Below are 20467 nucleotides of genomic sequence, written 5' to 3'. Positions count from 1 at the left end.
GCGGGTGTCCGCTGCGCGGTGGCCCGCCCGGGGCGTTCGGCCGGCGCCATGGCGCGCGTCGGGTGGAGTCCCGGGCGGAGGGGACCGATGGCGGCCTCGTACCGAGGTCCCCGGGCCGGGGCGTCCGAAACCGGGAACTCGGGGAGTTCTCGGTCGGGGTGAAGTCGGGCCGTCTCCTATCGAGTTGCCGGGACGGCAGGCCCGCCGGACGCGCTGGTCCGGCCCGGGGACCGTCGGCAGGGCCACAGCCTCCTGCCGCGGACGGGTCCGTCAGCAGGGCCGGCTTCTTGACCCGGGGCAGGCCGCCGGTGCCCGGCCGCCCGCATCCGCCACCCTAGGCGTCGGCACCGCGCGGCGCAGTTCGAACGGTGCGCGGGGGATCCGGTCGGTCAGGGGCGGGCGACGACGCGCAGGGTGTCCAGGGAGGAGTCCGCCGCGTCCGGCACGAGGAAGCCGTGGGCGATGCCGCTGCGCAGATAGTCGACGATCTCCGTGGTGATCACCTCGCCGGGTGCCACGACCGGCACGCCCGGCGGGTAGGGGCTGAGGGTCTCGGCGGCGATGCGGCCCACGGCCCGTTCGGCGGGCACCTGTTCGGCGGGGCCGAAAAAGGCGTCCCGGGGCAGCATGGCCTGTTCCAGTTCGAGGGCGTGCGGCTCGGGCAGGTGCACGGCCGGCCGCCGCTCGAGGCTGTCCGCCCGCTCCACCAGCGAACGCACGGACTCCACCAGGAGCTTCTCGGTCTGCTCGTCGTCGGAATGGGTGATGGAGGCGGTGATCCGGCAGGTGTCCGAGCCGCCCATGTCGATGTGGCAGTTGGCGCGGAGCCACTCGGTCGCCTGCATGCCGCTGATGCCGAGGTCGCGTACATCCACGACGATCTTCAGCGGGTCGTACTCGGCGGCCAGTCCCTCGTCGATGATCTCGCCGCCCATCACCCGCAGTCCGGGTAGTTCCCGCAGCTGGGCGCGGACGCGTTCGGCGCGGTGCAGGGCCGCGTCCAGCAGGTCGTGCCCCTGTTCGACCATCTGCCGCCGCCAGCCGTCGAGGGTGGCGTAGACCAGGCTGGAGGCGCTGGTGGTGCCGAGGAGGTCCTCGCGCTGCTTGAGCACGACGGGCGAGATGCGGTCGCCCTGGAGGTGGAAGACTGAGCTCTGCTCGATGGCGCCGCCCATCTTGTGGACGCTGGTGAGGACCAGGTCGGCGCCCGCGTTCATGCCCCACACGGGCAGGCCCGGATGGAAGGGCAGGTGGGCGCCCCACGCCTCGTCCACGATGAGCGGGACGTCGGCGGCGTGGCAGACGTCGGCGACCGCGCGCACATCGGCGCAGGTGCCCCAGTCGGTGGGCGTGATCAGCAGCATGCCCTTGGCGTCGGGGTGCTCGCGCAGCCGGTTGCGGACGTCGTCGGCCTCCGGCGGGTGGGCCAGGTGCCGTTCGCCGTCGAACTTGGGGTGCACCCAGATGGGCTCCACCCCGTTGATGATGACCGCGGCGATGACCGACTTGTGCGCGTTGCGGGACAGCAGCAGCTTCTCCCCCGGTCCGGCGACCGCGAGCATCGCGGTCTTGACCGACAGCGAGCTGCCGCAGGTGGAGAAGAACGCCTGGTCGGCGCCGACCGCGTCGGCCATCAGCTCCTGCGCCTGCTCCAGCACGCCCTGGGACTGACGGCGGTCGTCCAGCCCGTTGAGGCTGAGCACGTCGGAACGGAAGACGTCCAGGCCGAGGATGTCGGCCACCCGCGGATCGGCGCCCCGGCCCTGTTTGTGTCCGGGAGGCCCGTACACCACGTCCCCTCGTCGCCGGAACTCCTGCAGAGCCTCCAGCACGGGTACGCGGGAGTGATCCATGGCTGCCTCCTGAACTGTCCGGTTCCGCACCCACCGTGTTGCACCGGTGGGGCGGCCCAAACCCGGCGGCCCGGTGTCAGGGGCCGTCCGGGTGGAACCCGGCTCGGCACGGAGCACACCCACCGCACCGAGGAGGTCTCGTGTCGCTGTACCACCGGATCGGGGAGGAGGTCGCGCGGCGCGCCGACGCGCTGTGGTCCGTGGCGTCGGCGCTGCACGCGGACCCGGAGACCGCGTTCGCCGAGCACCGGGCGGCGGCGCTGCTCTCCGGCGAGCTGGAGGGCGCGGGGTTCGAGGTGCGGCGGGGGGTGGCGGGGCTGCCGACGGCGTTCACGGCCCGTTCGGGGCGGGGGCGGCCGGTGGTGGCGTTCCCGCTGGAGTACGACGCGCTGCCCGGGCTCGGCCACGCCTGCGGGCACAATCTGATCGCGGCGGCCGGTCTGGGGGCGGCCCTGGTGCTGGACGCCGTGCGGGGCGGCGCGGAGGGCACGGTCCTCGCGGTGGGCACGCCGGCCGAGGAGGGCGGCGGCGGCAAGGCGCTGGAGGTGGAGGCGGGCGTCTTCGACGGGGTGGACGCGGCCCTGATGTTCCACCCGGGGGTGTACGACTGGGTGCGGGCCCCGCTGACCGCGCAGGAGCAGTACCGGGTCGCGTTCCGGGGCCGGGCCGCGCATCCGACGGGCAACCCGACCGAGGGCATCGACGCGCTGGCGGCGCTGATCGAGCTGTTCAACGTCCTGTCGGCGCTGGGCCGGCGGCTGCCGGAGGGCTCCCATGTGCAGGGCATCATCACGCACGGCGGCACGGCCACGAACATCGTCCCGGAGTACGCCGAGGGGCGGTTCGGGCTGCGGGCGCTGACGACCGCTGCCCTGGACGAGCTGGCCGGGCAGCTGGGCACGGCCGCCGAGGGGGTGGCCCGGGCGACCGGCACGAGTGTGACGGTGGAGCGGGCGAGCGTGCGCTACGAGCACTTCCGGGACAGTCCGGCGCTGTCCGAGCGGTTCGCGGGGCATCTGGACCGGGCCGGGATCACTCTCACCGCGCCCGTTCCCGGGGTCTATCTGGGCTCCTCCGACATCGGCAACGTCAGCGGCCGGGTGCCCGCGATCCACCCCTTCGTCGCGATCATGGGCGCCGAGGGGTCGGACCACACGCCGGAGTTCGCGAAGGCCGCGGGTTCGCAGCGGGCGCGGCAGGTGCTCCTCGCCGTGGTGGAGGCGCTGGCCTGCACGGCGGCGGACGTCCTGGACGACGCGGCGCTGCGCGGCCGGGCCCGGGAGGGACTGCGCCAGGCCGAGGAGTGACGGCCTGGCGCGTCCGGGGCAGTACGGGTCCTACGGGTCCTACGGGAAAGACGTCACCTTGGACGGGACGGTGTCGGTGCCCGAGGTGGGGGCGCCGGTGCTGTTGACGACGTGGGCGTACTGGCCCTTGCCGCCGAGGGAGATCACCAGCAGGTCGTGCATCTTGATGCCCGGGGCGACGGGCACCTGGAAGCCGTGGGTCTGGACGATCGACGGATCGGCCGTGAAGTTGCAGTAGCTGCCCAGGCCCCAGGCCTCGTGGGTGGTGACGGTGTCGGCGACCTTGTAGGCCGCGTAGCCGACGATGCCGTCGTGGGTGACGGCGGCGGCGTTGGGGACGTCGTACGCCTTCTCGTTCTGGAAGAAGATCGTCCGGCCGCGTTCTCCGCTCCAGTAGACGTCGTACTTGTTGAAGTGCTCCACGAACAGGCCGGTGACCAGGACGTCGTCGCCGTTGACCCGCAGGCCGTAGTCGGCGCGGTTGGTGTCCCAGCCGACGCCGCTGCCGTGGTCGGCGCGCCAGATCCAGGTGTGGTCGACGATGACGTCATCGCTGTTGACCACCACGGAGTTGGTGGCGAGTCCGGGTCCGGCGCCGCCGATGCGGACGAACACGTCCTGCATGGTGGTGGGGTCGGCGGAGTGGTCGGCGGCGGCGCCGGGGGTGCCGATGCGCAGCAGGGTGTCGGAGTTGACCGGGCCCGCGTCGATGAGGAATCCGGCGAGCCGTACGCCGTCGACGTCGGCGACGTGCAGGGCGTCGACGCCGTTGTCGGGGACCAGGGTGGCGAGGCCGAGGCCGAGCACGACGGTGTCGGGGCGGGTGACGTCGAGGGTCTGGTCGAGGTGGTAGACGCCGGGGGTGAACAGGAGGTTGAGGCCCTGGGCGAGGGCCGCGTTGATGGTGGCGGCGGTGGCGCCGGGCTTGACGACGTAGAACCGGTCGAGCGGGAGGGAGGTGCCGGCGTTCGCGGGCCAGGAGACCCCGCGGGCATTGGTGCGCTTGGCCGGGACGAACACCTTGTAGGCGGAGCCGTCCAGGTAGAGGAAGGGCTTCTCGCGGGAGACGGGGGTGGTGTCCAGGGTGGTGTACGGGCCGCTGTCGAAGTTGGTGGCGGGGGCGCCCTGGACACCGGAGAAGGTCATGTTCCACACGCCGTTGGTCCAGCCGCCGACCGAACTGTCCCGGGTGTACCACTGCTGCTGGGAGTACGGGCCCACGGTGCCGTCGATCTTCGAGTCGGCGATGTAGCCGCCCGAGGCCCAGCCGTAGCCGTTGGGCGCGAGGTTGAGGCCGCCCTTGACGTGGATGCGGCGGAAGGGCGCGGCCTGGGCGACCGCCCAGCGGTCGGTGCCGTTCGACGGGGTGATCGCGAAGTTCTCCGCCGAACGCCAGAAGTTCTGCGTGGCGTTGCCGTTGAACCAGCCGGCGTCGACCGTGACGTCACCGTTGATCTGGGTGTCGTCGGGGTTCAGGCCGAGGCCGGAGATCGAGGTGTAGAAGCCGAGTTGGGCGTTGATGCCGTTGTAGGTGCCGGGCTTGAGCAGGAACTGGTAGCGGCCGGTGCCGAACTGGGCGGACTCCTGCCGGGCGAAGACGTCGTCGAACTTCTGCTGGAGGTTCGGGGTGGAGGGGTCGACGACGATGACGTTCGGGCCGAGGTCGCCGCCGCCCTGGACCGGCGGCAGACCGCTGGTGCCGGTGTGCACGGCGACCTCCCACAGGGAGTACCCGTAACCGGTGCCGCGTGCGGTGCCGTAGATCCGTACGTACCGGCCGGAGCCGCTGACGTCGTAGGACGCCGTGCCGCCGGTCGCTCCGGTGACGGACTTGAGGGTGCTCCAGTTCTGGCCGTCGGCGGAGGCCTGGATCTGGAAGTCCTTGCCGTAGGCGGCCTCCCAGTTCAGGTCGACTTTGCACAGGTCCTTGACGGCGCCGAGGTCGACCTGGAGCCACTGCGGGTCGGCGGTCTGGCTGGCCCAGCGGGTGGCGGTGTCGCCGTCGAAGGCGGCGGAGGCGGGGGTGCCGGCGTTCTCGGTGGAGGAGGCGGTGGCGGTCCTGCCCTTGGCCGCGTTGGCGCTGTCGCAGCCGGTCTGGCCGCCGTCGGTGCTGCCGAACACCTGGAACTCCCACAGGGAGTAGCCGTACTGGGTGGCGCGGTGCACGCCGAGCATGCGGACGTAGCGGCCCCGGCCGGAGACGTCGAGGATGTCGGCGCCTCCGTCGGAGCCGGTGACGGACTTCAGGTCGGTCCAGGTCGTGCCGTCCCCGGAGATCTGGACCTTGTAGTCCTTGCCGTAGGCGGCCTCCCAGTCGAGTTCCACCCGGGTGACCGAGGCGGTGGCGCCCAGGTCGACCCGGAGCCACTGGTCGTCTCCGGCGGCCGAGGACCACCGGGTGCCGCTGTCCCCGTCGACGGCCTTGCCGGCCGCGGTGCCGGCGTTCTCCACGGACGACGCGGTGGCGGACTTCCCCTGGGACAGGGGCACTTCGGCCGCGTCGGCCGAGGCGTGGGTGGCGGGCAGGGCGGTCAGCGCGGCCGTGGCGGCCAGCGCGACACCCAGGGGTCTCCATCTCATACGGCGGCTCCAGACATGGCGGGGCCGACCCGACGGCCCCATGGCTTAGTTCAGGTTTTGATTTAAGGGATGAACCAAGCGGACCACAAGCCTTCGGACACCACCTGCTTCGAGGCGGGGGGCCCCGGACCCCCCCGCGTGCTAGGTCCCGGACGGGGTGAACGACAGGGTTTGTCCGGCGGCGGTGCGGCCGGCGCCGAGGGAGCCGGCGGGGGCCGTCCAGGTGCGCGGCGGGGTGGTCTCGGCGAGCCGGCCGGGGGTCGCGCTCAGGCCGAGCACGAGCCCGCTGTACCGGTTGACCAGACGGTAGGTGCCGGGCGCGGAGGTGTTCGCGAGCACGAACCACTGCTGTCCGACGGCCGGCCCGCCGGCCGGGGCGGCGGTCACCGTGGGCCGCGCTCCCCAGGACCGGCCCGCCGTCCGCGTGGAGTCCACGCCCAGCAGCCGGCCGGTCGCCGCGTTGGCGAGTGTGAAGGCGCCGTCCCCGGTCGGGGTGAAGGACCATGACTCGCGGGCGGAGCCGGTGGGCCGGGCGAGGGAGGTGACGGCAAAGCCGCCGGACTCCTGGGCGAGGATCCGGCCGCCGCCGGCGGCGACGCGGTAGCGGCGGCCGGGGTCCACCGGCGGCGCGGCGGGCGTGGCGGAGTCCACGGTGACGTCGGCGTACTCGCCCGAGGAGCCGTGGGAGCAGCCGAAGGAGCAGTACGTACGGAAGGTCCGGCCGAGGACGGCGGAGCCGGTGCGGCTCGCGGGGTCCAGGAACCAGCGGTACCAGGACGCGGTGGTGTAGTCACCGGTGTCGCCGATGAGCTGCCACTTCTGGGTGGCCAGGTCGTCGGTGGCGTACAGGTACTGCGGTGCGCGGCCGCTCTGGTCGACGGCCTGCGGGGTGCCGATGTACCGGCCGAGGTGGGCGTCGTAGGCGATGTTCATCACGAACAGCGGGGAGGTCGGGGGCATCTTCCCGGCCGCGATCTGCTCGGCGGCGGTGCCGGCGTTGGCCGGGTCGTACTCGTCGGCGGCGGGGACGTAGCCGGTGGGGTGTTCCGCGTCGACGGGGACGATGTCGCTCTCCCGGCCGCCGGTGCCGGGCTCGGACCAGGTGCCGTCGTACCACTTGCGCCAGGAGCCGGGGGCCATCTTCGCGGCGATCGGGGCGCGGGCCACGTGCTCGTAGAACGCCTTCCAGCCGCCGTTCTTGTCGACGATCCGCGAGCCGTAGAAGACGTAGAAGTACCCGGAGGCGGTGTCGGCGAACAGGCGCTGGTCGCCGTCGCCGTAGGAGTACGTCTCGTGCGGGAAGGCCTTGGTGTCCCTACGCACGGTGCTGTACGGCGAGGTGAGCACGTGGTCCTTGATGGTCCAGGTGCGGCCCCGGTCGGTGGAGACGGCGTAGTCGATGGCGTCGTAGTGCAGTCCGTCGCCGAAGGGGCGCGGGGTGAACTCGTTGTGCACCAGGCCGTACCAGTCCCCGGTGTCCGGGTCGATCCACACCCCGGACAGGTCGCAGTAGTTCTTCTGGGCGTAGCCCGAGCCGGCGGGCGCGTACGTCGCCTCGCGCCCGGTGGGGCTGTCGTTGCAGCGCCAGGTGGTGTCGTCGTTGCGGTCGGCGGGGTCGGCCGGGTCGGCCGCCTCGCTGAGGGTCCGGTCGAAGGCGGCGGTGTCGAAGTCCTTGCCGGTGTAGAAGTCCCACACCCGGGGGTCGTCGGCGCCGTAGAGGGCGGCGGACTGCTGGTAGTGGAAGGTGCCGTCGCGGTCGGTGAACGGGGTGGCGGGGGTGTCGGTGGGATGCGGGAACGGCACGGGGGTGCCCACGGTCACGGTGTAGCGGGCGTCGGCGGGGGACGCGGTGCCGCTGCCCAGGACCAGGGCGACGGCGGCGGCCACGGCGCCGCCCGCCCGGATCGACAGTCGCATGGTGGCTCCAGGTTGCCGAAGGGCCGGTCGCACGGAACGATCCGGCGCCGGCCCCCGCCCGGCAATGGACTCCCGTCCCCCGCCTCTTGCACTTTCGCGTACCGCGGCCGGGTTCAGGCACCCGGCTCGGGCGGGACGGCGGACAGCGGGGTGTCCCAGGCGAGTTGGCGCAGGAGGCGCGCGTCGGGTTCGGCCGGCCGGGCCGTCACGGTGCCGGTGGCGTTCCGGGACAGGGCGCCGCTGACGGTGACGTTGCGCTCCGCCCGTGGCCGGCGGTGCCGCTCGTACTCCGCGCACGCGGTGGCCGGATCGGGCAGGTCCCGCAGCGCCTTGGCGAGGACCACCGCGTCCTCCAGGGCCATCGAGGCACCTTGGCCGGTCGCCGGGGAGGCCGCGTGTGCGGCGTCGCCGACGAGGACGACCCGCCCGGTGCGCCAGGGCGCGCCCGGCGGCAGTTCGGTGGCGTTGGTGACCAGCGCGGCGTCACCGGCGGCCTCGACCAGACCGGCGGCGGGCGTGGCGTCCGCGCGCAGCAGCGTCAGCAGCCGCTCGCGCGCCGCGGCCGGGGGCGCGGCGGCCGTCCCGGCGGGCAGCGGGTCGCCGCCCTCGCGGGCGAACCAGTACGTCTCCCCCGCCGGGGACACCGTGTACCCGAAGGCGGTCGCGCTGCCGCGCACCATGGTGATGGAGCCGTCCGGGCCGGGAGCGGGCGCGGTGCGGGTGCAGCCGTAGTGGACCCGCTGTCCGGCGTACCGGGGGCGCACCTTCGGCAGGAGCAGCCGGCGTACGGTCGAACGCAGTCCGTCGGCGCCGACGAGCAGGTCCCCGGTGGCCGTGGTGCCGTCGGCGAAGCGGGCGGTGACACCGCCGGGGCCGTCCGCCACGGACTCCAGGCGGACGCCGTGGCGCAGGGGGACGCCCCGCCGCAGCGCCTCGCCCTGCAGGGCCGCGTTCAGCTCGCCCCGGCGCAGGCAGCGGTAGCGCAGGGCGGGGTCGGCCGACTCGCCGAGCGGGGTGTGCGCCGTCTCGGTGCCCCGGCTGTCGAGCAGCCGCAGCGAAGTCAGCGGAAAACCGACGGCCGTGACGGCGTGCGTGGCGCCCAGTCCGGCCAGTGCGCGCATGCCGTTGCTCGCCAGGGTCAGGAAGGCGCCGATGTCCTCGGCCGTGTCCGGGTGGGCCTCGAACACGGTGACGTCGAGCCCGGCCTTGTGCAGTCCCAGCGCGGTCGCGGTTCCCGCGATGCCGCCGCCGATCACCAGTACCCTCATCGCATCCACTCCGGTCGCCCGCCGTCCTGGCGGGACGGCGCTGGTGGCCTGTCCATCCAAGGTCAGCGCCGGCCGGGCGGGGGCGGGATCCGGCCGACGTGCCCGGCGCGGCGCGCTGTCGCCGTCCGCCGCTCGGGCACCGGTCGGCGGGGAGGCCCCGTCCGAGGCGGCCGTGTTGGTCGGCCGGTGCGCGCGCTCCCTGCCGCCGGACGGGCGCCCGCTCGCCCCCGGCCCGCGCGCCGCGCGCTCCCGGTCCGCGTCGGACCGCCGCGCAGACCGCTCCTGAGGCGCGTCCCGCACGCTGCGTGCACCGGAACGCCCCTCGTGCGAAGAGTGATCGCGCCGGTGGAGTGGGTAGGCCCCGGCCATGCGGGTGAGTGTGGTGGACGCGGGGTCGAACACGGTGCGGTTGGTGATCGCGGACGTGGAGGGGGGCGTGCCGCTGCCGGTGCACACGGTCAAGTGGAAGCTGCGTCTGTCCGAACACCTGGGCCCGGACGGCACGATCGCGGACGAGGCGGTGCGGCGGCTGGTCGAGGCGGTGGACGCGGCGAGCGCCACGGCCCGCAGATGGCAGGCGGCGGCCCCGCTGGCCTTCGCGACGACGGTGGTCCGCGCCGCCCCGAACCGCTCCGAGGTGCTGCACCGGGTGGCGTCCGGGACCGGCGTGCGCATGTGCACCCTGCCCGGGGAGACGGAGGCCGAGCTGACCTTCCTGGCGGCCCGCCGCTGGCTGGGCTGGAAGGCGGGCCCGCTGGCGCTGCTCGACATCGGCGGCGGCTCGCTGGAGGTGGCCTTCGGGCGGGGCCGGATGCCCGGCTTCGTTGCGTCCCTGCCGCTCGGCGCCGGCCGGCTGACCCGGGAGTACCTGGCCGCCCAGGACCCGCCGGGGCCGGGCGAGCTGAAGGAGCTGCGCCGCCGGGTCCGCCATGAACTGCGGGACGTGGCCGCGCGGATCCGCTGGGAGCGGCCGCGCACCGCCGCCGTCACCTCCCGTACGTTCCAGCAGCTGGCCCGGTTGTGCGGGGCGCCGCCGGGGCGGTTCGGCCCGTTCGTGGAGCGGGAACTGGCCTGCCGGGACCTGCGCGAGGCGGTGCGCGCGCTGGCCGCGCTGCCCGCCGCCGAGCGGGCCCGGCTGCCGGGGATCTCCGCGCCGCGCGCCGCGCAGAGCCTGGCGGGGGCGGTGGTGGGGCACACGGCGCTGAAGCTGATGGGCCTGCCCCGGGCCGTGGTCTGTCCGTGGGCGATCCGCGAGGGTGTGCTGCTGCGCTGCGCCGAGGACGGCGCCGACTGGTGGACGGACGTCACCACCGCCGCCGGCACCGTCGCGCCGCCCGCGACGGCGGTGCTGCGCGTCGCGGGCCCCGGGGCCTGACCGGTCCGGGCCCGGGGGCCGTGGTCAGGAGACGTGCCGCAGGCGGGGCAGGCAGCCGAACCAGTTCACCGTGTCCTTGTCCGTGGTGTAGCCGAGGCACCTGATGCTCCGGTCGTGCAGGGTCGCGGTCCGCTCGACGCCCCCGTCCGCATAGTCGTTCTTCTGGTGCGGCTGGACGAGGGTGTCGAACTCGACGGTGTACCAGCGGTGGTCCTGGTCCGGCACCTCGCAGTGGCGGGCGGTCACGTTACGGCTGGGCCCTTCACTCCATATGGGCCGTTCGGCACGGTCGCAGTGGACGCGGCCGGCGGCCTCGGCGGTGCCGGCGCCGGTACCGAGCAGGACGGTGGCGCCCGTGGCCGCCGCCGCGCCGGCGCCGAGCAGGCGCTTGAGTGTGGGGTTCATCGTGTGGTCCTCCTACCGGCCGCGGTGACGGCCGGAATCGCTGGGTCACCTTGCTGTGATCGTCACACCGGCCCGGGGGTCCGGCCCGTCGGCCGGGGGCCCACTCCCCCGACCCGGTGATCCGGGTCCCGCCAATGCAGCAGACGCGGCGGGCGGCCCGGTACGGCGCTCCGGTGCCCGGCCGCCACCCCGGTATTGACATGTACCTGCGCCTACCCCGAGGCTTCGTGCGTGAAGTTGCTCGTTTATCGCTTGTTTCAAGCGCTTCCGAGCAACGTCAGTCAGGACAGTCAATCCGCGAAGGTGCGAGGGGAGCTGTTCCGCCGTGCGAAGACTCCGACATCGTGTGCCCTGGCCGGCCTGGGTTCCGCTGGGGCTGGCGACCGCCCTGGCCGCGACCGTGCTGTCCGGTCCGGCACCCGCCGAGGCCGCCACCGCCTCCGGCGCCGTACTGGACCCCGCCCACGGCAGCGTCGGCTGGCGCAGCCCGGTCTACGCCAAGGGCACCGGCGGCGGCCCCGAGAAGTGCCCCGCCGAGGCCGCCGACCCCGGCGGCACCGTCTGCCACCGCTTCGACCTCACCGTCTCGGTGCCGGACGGCTACTGGAACGACAACCCCGAGGGCGGCGTCCCGCTGTCCATCACCTGGAAGCGCCCCTCGGACGACTTCGACCTGTACGTCTACGACGACCACGGCAAGCAGGTGGCCACCGGCGCGGGCACCGCCGACCCCGAGGCCACGGTGATCCCGCGCGCGTCCGGGACCTACCACGTGCTCGTGGTGCCGTACGACGTGCACGACAGCTCCTTCACCGGCACCGCCTATCTGCCCGCGACCACGGACGCCGGCGACCTCACGTCCTTCACCGGCGGTGACGGCAGCTACACCGTCGCCGCCGGCAGACTGACCGCGCGCGCGGACTTCCTGAGGAACGGTCAGCTGCGGCTCCAGGCCGATCCGTCCGGCGCCCTGAGCGATCCGGCCGGCACCGCCATCGTGCGGGAACGGCCCGCGCTCCAGAGGAACACCTCGTCCTTCGACGCGGGTGACTACTACGGCATCCGCTCCCCGGGGGCCGTGCTGCGGGTGTACAAGAAGCCGCTGCGGTTCGGGCTGTACCGGTCCGACAACCGCACCCGGATCTGGCAGGAGGACAAGCCGCTGCGCTGGTCGACCGGCGGGATGCGGCAGAGCCTCGCGCGCGGCGCGGACGAGCAGTTCTTCGGCGGCGGCGAGCAGAACGGCAGCTTCTCGCACCGCGGCCGGACGATGTACGTCGCGAACAGCTTCGACTGGAACGAGGGCGGCTACAACAACTCCCAGCCGTTCTACCTCTCCAGCGCGGGCTACGGCGTCTTCCGCAACACCTTCGCGCCGGGCGTGTACACCTTCGGCGCGCCGGTGACGACCGGACAGCAGGAACGCCGTTTCGACGCCTACTACTTCCTCGGTGACGCCAGGCAAGTGATCGGCAAGTACACGGCGTTGGTGGGCCGGCCCTTCATGCCACCGGTGTACGGCCTGGAACCGGGCGACTCCGACTGCTACCTGCACAACGCAAACCGGGGCGAGCGGCACACCCTGGACGCGCTGAAGGTCGCCGACGGCTACACCGAGCACCGGATGCCGCTCGGCTGGATGCTGGTCAACGACGGCTACGGCTGCGGGTACGAGAACCTGGAGCAGACCGCCAAGGGCCTTGCGGACCACCACGCCCAGCTCGGCCTGTGGACCGAGAACGGCATCGACAAGCTCGCCGACCAGGTGAAGGCGGGTCAGCGGGTGGCCAAGCTGGACGTGGCCTGGGTCGGCAACGGCTACAAGTTCGCGCTGGACGCCTGCGACGCGGCGAAGAAGGGCATCGAGGACAACAGCGACGCCCGCGGCTTCGTATGGCTGCCGGTGTCCTGGGCGGGCGCCCAGCGCTGCGGGGTGCTGTGGAGCGGCGACCAGAAGCTGTCCTGGGACTACATCCGCTGGCAGATCCCGACGTACGCCGGGGCGACGATGTCCGGCATCGCCTACAACACCGGTGACGTGGGCAGCATCTACCGCCACGACGCGAAGATGTACGCCCGCGACCTCCAGTGGAAGGCGTTCCTGCCGGCCGTCATGACGATGGACGGCTGGGCGAGCGACCTCACCACCGGCAAGCCCGCCGACCAGCAGCCGTGGCGGGACGGCGAGCCGTACACCTCGGTCAACCGGAAGTACCTCCAGCTGAAGGAGCGGCTGCTGCCGTACATGTACACGCTGTCCGCCGAGGCGGCGAAGACCGGCGTGGGGGCGGTGCGCCCGCTGTGGCTGGAGTACCCCGGCGATCCGGAGACCCTGGGCGAGCGGGCGAAGTACGAGTTCCTGTCCGGCCGGGACTTCCTGGTCGCGCCCGTCTACGAGGACTCGGACACCCGGGACGGCATCCATCTGCCGAAGGGCACCTGGACCGACTACTGGACCGGGCGCACGTACCGGGGCCCGACCACCCTGAACGGCTACCACGCCCCGCTGGACACCCTGCCGCTGTTCGTGCGCGAGGGCGCGATCGTCCCCATGTGGCCCGAGGGGACGACGAGTTGGCAGACCCGGGACCGGCACGAGCTGGACTGGGACCTGTACCCGGCCGCGCACGGCACCAGTCACTACACGCTGTACGAGGACGACGGCGTGACCCGGGACTTCGCCCGGGGCGCGGCGGCCACGCAGCAGGTGTCGGTGCGCGCCGACGCCCGGGGCACGACCGTGACCGTCGGCGCGAGCAGGGGCGACTACGCGGGCAAGGTGGACGCCCGGGCGTACCGGTTCACGGTGCACGGCGGAACGGCACCCGCGCGGGTCCTGCTCGACGACCGTCGACTGCCGCGCTCCGCCTGGTCGTACGACCCCGCCACCCGCGTCACGACTGTCACCACGGCCCGCCTGCCGCTCGCCGGCGGTTTCTCCGTGCGCCTGGTAGGCGGGAGGTAAAGGGATCGTATGGTCTAGTCCAAAGACCGAGTTGGTCTAGTCCAAATTATTGACGTGCCCGCAACAGCTCCCGGAGGGTGGGGCTCCCCCGCTCTGGGGTCCCCACCCTCTGGAGGCACACATGAGACGTCTTCGGGCCTGCCTGGGCGCGGCGGCGGCCGTCGCCCTCACCGCGGCCGGCGCCACCGCGCTGGTCGCGGGCAACGCCGCGGGCGCGACCAGCGCGCTGGACGACCGCTGGTACGCCGCCGCGCCCTACCTGATGCCGCTGGACAACGACCCGCCGGACGCCGCTGCCATCATGGACGCCACCGGCCTCAAGGCATTCCAGCTGGCCTTCGTCCTGGCGCCCAACGGCGGTGGCTGCACGCCCACCTGGGACGGCACGGCCCCGGTCGCCTCGGACACCGCCGTCCGCTCGGTCATCGACACCATCCGGGCCCGGGGCGGCGACGTCTCCGTCTCCATCGGCGGCTACGGCGGCACCAAGCTCGGCCAGGCCTGCGCCGACCCGGCGTCCACGGCGGCGGCCTACCAGCAGGTCGTCACCAAGTACGGGCTGCGCGCCATCGACTTCGACCTGGAGGAGCCGGAGTACGAGAACACCGCGGCGATCAGGAACGAGATCGGCGCCGCGAAGATCCTCCAGCGGGACAATCCCGGGCTGTACGTGTCCGTGACCACGGCCGGCACGGCGGACGGCACCGGCTGGTTCGGCAAGCAGATGCTGCTGGAGGCCAAGGCGCAGGGGTTCACGCCGAACAACTTCTCCATCATGCCGTTCGACGGCGGCTTCAACGGCGCGGCGAGCCAGACCGCCGCGCTCACCAAGTTCAACGAGGTCCTGCGGTCCACCTTCGGCTGGGACGAGGCCACCGCCTACGCCCACGAGGGCTTCTCGGGCATGAACGGCCGCAGCGACACCGGCGAGTACTTCGCCCAGGCCGACTTCCAGACCGTGCTCGACTACGCCACCGGCCACCACATGGACCGGTTCACCTTCTGGTCGCTGAACCGGGACCGGCAGTGCACCCCGGCCGACAACGGCGGCCGGACCTCCGGCACCTGCTCCAGCGTGGCCCAGAACCCCTGGGACTTCGCCAAGTACTCCGTGAAGTTCGCCGGGGTCACCCCGCCGACCACCACCCCCACGCCCACCCCCACGCCGACCCCGACGGCCCCGGCCTCCTGCAAGCCGGCCTGGAGCGGGACGACGGCGTACACGGCCGGTGCCGAGGTCTCGTACGGCAAGCACAACTGGAAGGCCAAGTGGTGGACCCAGAACGAGACGCCCGGCGCCTCGCAGTGGGGGCCGTGGCAGGACGAGGGGGCCTGCTGACACCGCCGCCTGGCTGACGTGTCCCCGCCAGGCCCATGACCGTCGGGTGAACCCGCCGCATACGGTCCGACCTGCGCGAGTGGTGCGAACGGCGGGACGGTCGTAGCGTCGGGGACACGCGTTCGGAGCAAGCACGACGGGCGGGAGCGGCAATGCGCGCATCAGTGGTGGGAACGACGGTCACCCTGGCGGCGGGAGCCCTGCTGACAGCGGCCATGACGACGGCCTCGGCCAGTGGGCCGGACCCCTCGGCACCGCCGCACGGGACCCGCGCGGACCGGCCCGTCCTGATCGACTGCCTGTGGCAGCGCACCGTGCGTCCGATCGACTTCATCCTGGCCTGCGGCGACGGGAACAGCCGGCTGACCGGGCTGCGCTGGTCCGAGTGGAGCCCGGGCGAGGCGACCGCCGTGGGCGTCAACGTGGTCAACGACTGCGAGCCGTCCTGCGTGGCCGGCACCTTCCGCTCCTACCCGGTAACCGTCCGGCTCGGCCGCGCGGAACCGTGGAAGGAGCACCCGGGCGTCGAGCGCTACACCCGGATCAGCCTGACCTACCCGGGCGACCGTCCGGAGGGCTACCCGCAGGTCGTGTCCTACCCGCTCTGGGCCTGACGGCCCGCCTCCGGGCGACGGCCCGGGCGTCCGCCCCGGGCGCCACGGCCGGATGCCGCCCGGGTGTGCCTCGTACGGTGCGCCCGGGTGGTCCGCGCGGGCGAACCCGCGGCCCCGGCTCCCGTCACCGGCGCTCCGTCCACCGTCATGTTGGTGTGGCCCCGCACGCCGGCGCCCCGCGCGCCGACCGAAAAGAGGTCACATGCCCCGACGCCCCCGTCTGACCGGTGCCGCCACGGCCGCGCTCGCCCTCGGCCTCGTCGCCGCCGCGCCCGCCCCCGGGTCCGAGCCGCCCGTCGGCGACGCGCGTGTCGTCGCCCGTTTCGACCCGGCCGCCGGGCAGCGGCCGGAGAACATCGCACCGGCACCCGACGGCTCCGCCGACCTCACCTTCGCCTTCGCCCGTACGGTCGCCCGGGTGGCCCCCGACGGGACCCGCACCACCCGCGCCACGCTGCCCGCGGTCACCGGCGCGGCCACCCCCCTGGTGCGCGGCGCCGTCGTCACCGGGATCGCCCGCGCCCACGACGGCACCCTCTACGTCAATTACGCCACCGGCACCCGGGCGACCGGGATCTGGCGGATCTCCCCCGGCGGCGCCCCGGCGCAGATCGCCGGGCTGCCGCCCGACGGGTTCCCCAACGGCCTGGCCCTCGACGGGCGGCGGGGCGTGCTCTACGCCGCCGACTCGGTGCACGGCACCGTCTGGCGGGTCCCCGTGTCGGGCGGCCCCGCCACCGCCTGGGCCCACCGCACCGAGCTGCGGCCGGCCCGCGCCGGGGCCTTCGGCGCCAACGGCCTCAAGGTCCACCGCGGTGCGGTATGGGTGTCGAACACCGACCGGGGGACGCTGCTGCGCGTCCCCGTGCGCGAGGACGGCTCCGCCGGGACGCCGGAAACCCGGGCCCGCGGGCTCGACGGCATCGACGACTTCACCTTCCCCGGCGCCGGCCGCACCGTCCTGGCCGCGCTGAACGGCAGCAACCAGGTCGTGCTGGTCGGGCGCGACGGCGGCCACACCGTCGTCCTCACCGCGGCGGACGGGCTGGCCGGTCCGACCTCCGTGGCCGTACGCGGCCGTACGGTCTACGTGCCCAGTGCCGCCTACCGCGTCCAGCGCGACCCGAACCTGCTGCTGGCCCGGCTGCGGTACCACTTCGGCCGCCTGTAGCCGCCCGCCCCGGCCGCACCGTCCGCCGATGCGCCACCGAGACACGTCCGGCACCCCGGCCCCGGCCCGCCCTGCCCTGCTCCCGGTCACGGCCGCCGGTCCAGACCGGCGTTCGAGCACGGGCGCACCGGGGTCCGGGGAAAGGTCCCGGGGTGACGGTCCGGGGTCGCGCCGTCGCCGGATCCGGGACCGACCGGCTGCCGGGTGCCGGAACCGGGACCGTACGGCCGTGCGCAGCCGCTCGCCCCGGCCGTGCGGCAGCGCGAGGACGATGGCCGCGGCCACGGCGATCAGATGCTCGCGGCCCGCCAGGTTGGGTACGGCGACGGACTCCCACACCATCGAGCCGCCGGTCAGCGTGAACACCACGGGGGCGCGCCGGACCACCGCCAGATAGGTGAACAGGCCCACCACGGCCGCCGAGGGTCCGGTGTCGAGCACCCGCCCGGCCCCGGGCGGCAGCCCGAACCCCCACCAGCCGGGTCCGACGGCGATCATCAGGCGGGCGGTGAGGGTGCCGGCCAGGGTGGTGGTGTAGGCGATCAGCAGGGTCCGGGCCCGTCCCAGGGTCAGTTCGGCGAGGGCGAAGGCGAGGAACAGCTGGGTGATGCCCGCCCACACCGGCAGGTCGAGCGCCGGGACGTACAGCGACACGGGGGTGCGCAGCAGGGACAGCCACAGCGGCAGATCGGCCCGGACGCCGCCGAGCCGCCGTACCCACAGCGCTCCGGCGGGGTGCTGGGCGATGTCGTGGAAGAAGACGACACCGGACGCGGCGACGAACGCGAGCAGCAGTCCGGACGGTCCGCGCCGCGCGAGCTGCCGTACCGGGTCCACGACGATGCCGTGCCACTCGGTGCCCAGCGTGCGTCCGGCCCACCGGACGAGGCGCACCAGCGCGGCCGTGGCACGGTGCCGACGGATGTGTCCTTCATCGATCACCGGGGACAGTCCAGCGATCCGGAACGCGGGGCGTCAAGTCTCATAAGAGTGGCAAGTCCCACGGTGGGAATCAGGCGCCGGACGCAACCTTCGTCCCCATTGATCCGTCCCTGATACCGGCATCCCGGCCCGAATGATCGTCCGGATCCGGGAAGGTAACGACACCTGTTCTTTTTTGATCACGAACTCTCGTATAGTGACCGCGAGTTCACGACCTGTGCCATGTCTCCCAGCCGCACGAGGACCAGACCGGACCGATGACCGCGCCCACGCACCCCGGCGACCGACCCTCCCTCCGTACGTTCGTCTCCGCTCTCGCCGTCACCGGTGTGCTGTCGGCACTCGCTGTCTGCGCGGCCGTGGCGGTGGCACCGGGCGCCGCGCGCCCCCCGCTCGCCGGCGGCGGAGCCGTGGCGGCGGTCGTCCTCAGCGCGGCGGTGGCCACGGCCGCGCACGCGCGGCGCACCGCGCGCCACACCCGGGACCGCCTGGAGGAGGTCACCCAGGACGTCGGACGGCTGCTCCAGCAGCAGGCCCGTACGACCGAGGAGGCGCACCGGGAGCAGCAGCGGCTCGCCGGCGAACTCACCCGGCAGCGCGCCGAGCTGACCGAGTCGTTCGCCGCCGAGCGGGACCGCCTGGTCACGGAGGGCACCCGGGAGCGGGACCGGATGCGGCGGGAGAACGCCCGGCTGGCGGGCGAGTTGGAGCGGGCCCGGCGGGAGCGGTCGGCCGCGATCTCCGCGACCTCCAACGCCGCCGCCCGGATGCAGGCCCTGGCCACGGCCACGCTCGCCGACCTGCGGGCGATGGAGGAGCGGCACACCGACGAGGACGTGCTGGCCGATCTGCTCCATCTCGACCACCGCACCGCCCAGGCCGGCCGGCTCGCGGACTCCATCGCCGTGCTCACCGGGGCGCGTTCGGGGCGCCGGTGGGCGCGGCCGATCGGGATGGAGTCGATCCTGCGCGGCGCGATGGGCCGGATCGCCGGGTACCGGCGGGTGCGGGTGCACTCGACGAGCGAGGCCGCCGTCGCCGGGCACGCCGCCGAGGGCGTGATGCACGCGCTCGCCGAACTCCTCGACAACGCCGCGAACTTCTCGCCGCCCACGGCCGAGGTCCATGTGTACGTGGAGGAGGTGCCGGCCGGGGTCATCGTGTCGGTGGAGGACAGCGGGCTGGTGATGGGCGATGTGCAGCTGCGCCGCGCGGAGCGGGCGGTCGCCGGGGACGTCGCCGAGCTGGGCGGCCTGACCGGGACCCGGCTCGGGCTCGCCGTGGTCGGCCGGCTCGCCCGAAAGCACGGGCTCAAGGTGTCGTTCCGGCCGTCCGCGCGCGGCGGCACCGGGGTGCTGCTGCTCATCCCGCAGTCCATCCTGACCAGCCCCGCCCCGGCCGGACCGGCCGCCGCGGCCCCGCCCGCGCACAGCGGAACACCAGCGCGGACCGGGACGCCCGCGCACAGCGGAACGTCCGCACCGGCGCCGGCCGCCGTGGAGGCCGCCCGGGCCCACGAGTCCGCCGCACCGCCGGAACCGGGTCCCGCCGGGCTGCCCAAGCGGCGCCGGGGCCGTACGCTCGCCGAGGCCGAGCGCGCCCGGTCGGTGTCCGGCAGCGAACCGCGTACCGTGCCGGCCGCCGACGAGGGCAAGGCCCGCGCCGCCCGCTTCAGCAGCTTCCGCCAGGCCGTCCGCCCGTCGGCACCGGCCGACGGGCGGCCCACGCCCGCCCCCGGCCGGCCGGGGGAACCGCGGGACGAAGCCCCGGCCCGGCCCTCCGGCCCGTCGGCCGGCACCCCCGGCACGCCCCACCCGCCGGCCCCGGACGACCACACCGCCGTGCCCCCGGCGCCCGCCGCGCCGGCCGGCCTGCCCCCGCACGGGGCCGGTGAGCACGGCTCCCCCGGAACCTCCCACCCGCACACGCACTCGCACACGCACCCGGAAGGCGACACCACTTCATGACCGGCCCGACCACCGCCGACGACAAGCTCACCTGGCTCCTGGAGGGCCTGCTGGAGAGGACCCCGGGTGCCCGGCACGCGCTCGTGCTGTCCCGGGACGGGCTGAAGCTGTGCCGGACGCCGGAACTGAGCGTCGACCAGGCCGACCAGCTCGCCGCGATCGCCGCCGGCATCCAGTCGCTGTCGCACGGCGCGTCCGTGGAGTTCGGCGACGGCAGCGGCGGGGTGCGCTCGGCGATGACCGAGTTCTACGGCGGTGTGCTCTTCATCGTGGAGGCGGGCGCCGGCGCCCATCTGGCCGTGATCGCCACCGAGGACGCGGACGCCGGCGTCGTCGGGCACAACATGAGCGAACTGGTGGAGCAGCTCGGCACCTACCTGACCGCTCTGCCCCGTACGTCATGAGCGGACCCGGCAGGAACCGTCCGGGCCGTGACGACGCTCCCGACCGGCTGTACACCCTCACCCAGGGCCGCAGCCGGTCCGACCCCGACAACCCCTTCGACCTGGTCACCCTCGTGGTCGCCGAGTCGGAGCCGACGGCCGGCATGCAGTCGGAGCACGTGGCGATCCTGAAGCTGGCCCAGTCCCCCACCTCGGTGGTGGAGATCGCCGCCGAGCTGCGGCTGCCCGTGGGCATCACCAAGGTCCTGCTGTCCGATCTGCTGGCGGCGGGCCGGGTCAGCGCCCGGCATCCGCGCCGCCCGGCCATCACCGATCCCGACATCCTGGAGCAGGTGCTCGTTGGACTTCGCAACCTCTGAC

13 protein-coding genes and 2 pseudogenes are annotated in these 20467 nt (G+C 73.9%); 9 read left to right on the top strand and 6 right to left on the bottom strand.

The features are described from left to right. Positions 1–389: 389 nt before the first annotated feature. Complete coding sequence (locus AB0E62_RS01805) at positions 390–1853, bottom strand: ornithine decarboxylase (RefSeq protein ID WP_362186494.1); 1464 nt, start codon at positions 1851–1853, stop codon at positions 390–392. Positions 1854–1993: 140 nt separating this feature from the next. Here AB0E62_RS01805 and AB0E62_RS01800 point away from each other — a divergent pair, with 140 nt between their 5' ends. Continuing rightward, positions 1994–3160 carry an amidohydrolase gene (locus AB0E62_RS01800; RefSeq protein WP_362186491.1) on the top strand — a complete coding sequence of 389 codons (1167 nt, stop codon included), beginning with the start codon at positions 1994–1996 and terminating at the stop codon, positions 3158–3160. A 39-nt stretch (positions 3161–3199) separates the two neighbouring features. Here the strand turns inward: AB0E62_RS01800 and AB0E62_RS01795 are convergent, their stop codons facing one another. From AB0E62_RS01795 to AB0E62_RS01785, 3 genes are all read right to left on the bottom strand, one after another. Continuing rightward, entirely contained in the window at positions 3200–5740 is a 2541-nt protein-coding gene (locus AB0E62_RS01795) for a discoidin domain-containing protein (RefSeq protein WP_362186488.1), read from the bottom strand. A 141-nt stretch (positions 5741–5881) separates the two neighbouring features. Further along, a complete protein-coding gene (locus AB0E62_RS01790; protein ID WP_362186485.1) occupies positions 5882–7657 on the bottom strand; it encodes an RICIN domain-containing protein in 1776 nt (591 codons plus the stop codon). Positions 7658–7770: 113 nt separating this feature from the next. Next, complete coding sequence (locus AB0E62_RS01785) at positions 7771–8925, bottom strand: FAD-dependent oxidoreductase (RefSeq protein WP_362186482.1); 1155 nt, start codon at positions 8923–8925, stop codon at positions 7771–7773. A gap of 367 nt (positions 8926–9292) precedes the next feature. On the opposite strand from AB0E62_RS01785, the gene AB0E62_RS01780 reads away from it, so the two are divergent. Next, on the top strand, positions 9293–10300 hold the full coding sequence (locus tag AB0E62_RS01780) for a Ppx/GppA family phosphatase (RefSeq protein WP_362186479.1): 1008 nt from the start codon (positions 9293–9295) through the stop codon (positions 10298–10300). 24 nt (positions 10301–10324) lie between these two features. Here the strand turns inward: AB0E62_RS01780 and AB0E62_RS01775 are convergent, their stop codons facing one another. Further along, positions 10325–10705: a hypothetical protein gene (locus AB0E62_RS01775; protein WP_362186476.1), complete on the bottom strand. Its 381-nt coding sequence runs from the start codon at positions 10703–10705 to the stop codon at positions 10325–10327. Positions 10706–11618: 913 nt separating this feature from the next. Here AB0E62_RS01775 and AB0E62_RS01770 point away from each other — a divergent pair. The 4 genes and pseudogenes from AB0E62_RS01770 to AB0E62_RS01755 form a co-directional block, all read left to right on the top strand. Further along, positions 11619–13568: pseudogene (locus tag AB0E62_RS01770) on the top strand (TIM-barrel domain-containing protein); the annotation flags it as partial. Positions 13569–13791: 223 nt separating this feature from the next. After that, positions 13792–15009, top strand: a complete 1218-nt coding sequence (locus tag AB0E62_RS01765; RefSeq protein WP_362186473.1) for a carbohydrate-binding protein — start codon at positions 13792–13794, stop codon at positions 15007–15009. 152 nt (positions 15010–15161) lie between these two features. Next, positions 15162–15623, top strand: coding sequence for a hypothetical protein (locus AB0E62_RS01760; RefSeq protein WP_362186471.1), 462 nt, complete (start codon positions 15162–15164; stop codon positions 15621–15623). Between the two features lie 202 nt (positions 15624–15825). Continuing rightward, the gene (locus AB0E62_RS01755; protein ID WP_362186468.1) at positions 15826–16794 is read left to right on the top strand and encodes a hypothetical protein; all 969 of its coding nucleotides are present in this window, start codon (positions 15826–15828) and stop codon (positions 16792–16794) included. A gap of 228 nt (positions 16795–17022) precedes the next feature. Here AB0E62_RS01755 and AB0E62_RS01750 read toward each other — a convergent pair. Then, a pseudogene (locus tag AB0E62_RS01750) lies at positions 17023–17718 on the bottom strand (hypothetical protein); the annotation flags it as partial. Positions 17719–17993: 275 nt separating this feature from the next. Here AB0E62_RS01750 and AB0E62_RS01745 point away from each other — a divergent pair. The 3 genes from AB0E62_RS01745 to AB0E62_RS01735 are packed head-to-tail and all read left to right on the top strand — an operon-like array spanning position 17994 to position 20466. After that, positions 17994–19703, top strand: coding sequence for an ATP-binding protein (locus AB0E62_RS01745; RefSeq protein WP_362186465.1), 1710 nt, complete (start codon positions 17994–17996; stop codon positions 19701–19703). Further along, a complete protein-coding gene (locus tag AB0E62_RS01740) occupies positions 19700–20107 on the top strand; it encodes a roadblock/LC7 domain-containing protein (protein WP_362186463.1) in 408 nt (135 codons plus the stop codon). The genes AB0E62_RS01745 and AB0E62_RS01740 overlap by 4 nt, the downstream gene beginning before the upstream one ends. Further along, positions 20104–20466: a DUF742 domain-containing protein gene (locus AB0E62_RS01735; RefSeq protein ID WP_362186460.1), complete on the top strand. Its 363-nt coding sequence runs from the start codon at positions 20104–20106 to the stop codon at positions 20464–20466. Before AB0E62_RS01740 ends, AB0E62_RS01735 begins: the two co-directional genes overlap by 4 nt. Position 20467 lies beyond the last annotated feature (1 nt).

Origin of the sequence: Streptomyces sp. NPDC038707 (assembly GCF_040636485.1) — a bacterium.
Classification (GTDB): domain Bacteria; phylum Actinomycetota; class Actinomycetes; order Streptomycetales; family Streptomycetaceae; genus Streptomyces.
Note: the sequence above shows the minus strand (reverse complement) of the source record. Positions and strands in the feature narration are given on the sequence as shown.

Bases quoted from the DNA above. Each gene is read 5' to 3' on its own strand.
- AB0E62_RS01740 (WP_362186463.1), top strand. From the start codon at position 19,700: ATGACCGGCCCGACCACCGCCGACGACAAGCTCACCTGGCTCCTGGAG.
- AB0E62_RS01765 (WP_362186473.1), top strand. From the start codon at position 13,792: ATGAGACGTCTTCGGGCCTGCCTGGGCGCGGCGGCGGCCGTCGCCCTC.
- AB0E62_RS01735 (WP_362186460.1), top strand. From the start codon at position 20,104: ATGAGCGGACCCGGCAGGAACCGTCCGGGCCGTGACGACGCTCCCGAC.
- AB0E62_RS01785 (WP_362186482.1), bottom strand. From the start codon at position 8,925: ATGAGGGTACTGGTGATCGGCGGCGGCATCGCGGGAACCGCGACCGCG.
- AB0E62_RS01795 (WP_362186488.1), bottom strand. From the start codon at position 5,740: ATGAGATGGAGACCCCTGGGTGTCGCGCTGGCCGCCACGGCCGCGCTG.
- AB0E62_RS01805 (WP_362186494.1), bottom strand. From the start codon at position 1,853: ATGGATCACTCCCGCGTACCCGTGCTGGAGGCTCTGCAGGAGTTCCGG.
- AB0E62_RS01755 (WP_362186468.1), top strand. From the start codon at position 15,826: ATGCCCCGACGCCCCCGTCTGACCGGTGCCGCCACGGCCGCGCTCGCC.
- AB0E62_RS01780 (WP_362186479.1), top strand. From the start codon at position 9,293: ATGCGGGTGAGTGTGGTGGACGCGGGGTCGAACACGGTGCGGTTGGTG.
- AB0E62_RS01745 (WP_362186465.1), top strand. From the start codon at position 17,994: ATGACCGCGCCCACGCACCCCGGCGACCGACCCTCCCTCCGTACGTTC.
- AB0E62_RS01775 (WP_362186476.1), bottom strand. From the start codon at position 10,705: ATGAACCCCACACTCAAGCGCCTGCTCGGCGCCGGCGCGGCGGCGGCC.
- AB0E62_RS01790 (WP_362186485.1), bottom strand. From the start codon at position 7,657: ATGCGACTGTCGATCCGGGCGGGCGGCGCCGTGGCCGCCGCCGTCGCC.
- AB0E62_RS01760 (WP_362186471.1), top strand. From the start codon at position 15,162: ATGCGCGCATCAGTGGTGGGAACGACGGTCACCCTGGCGGCGGGAGCC.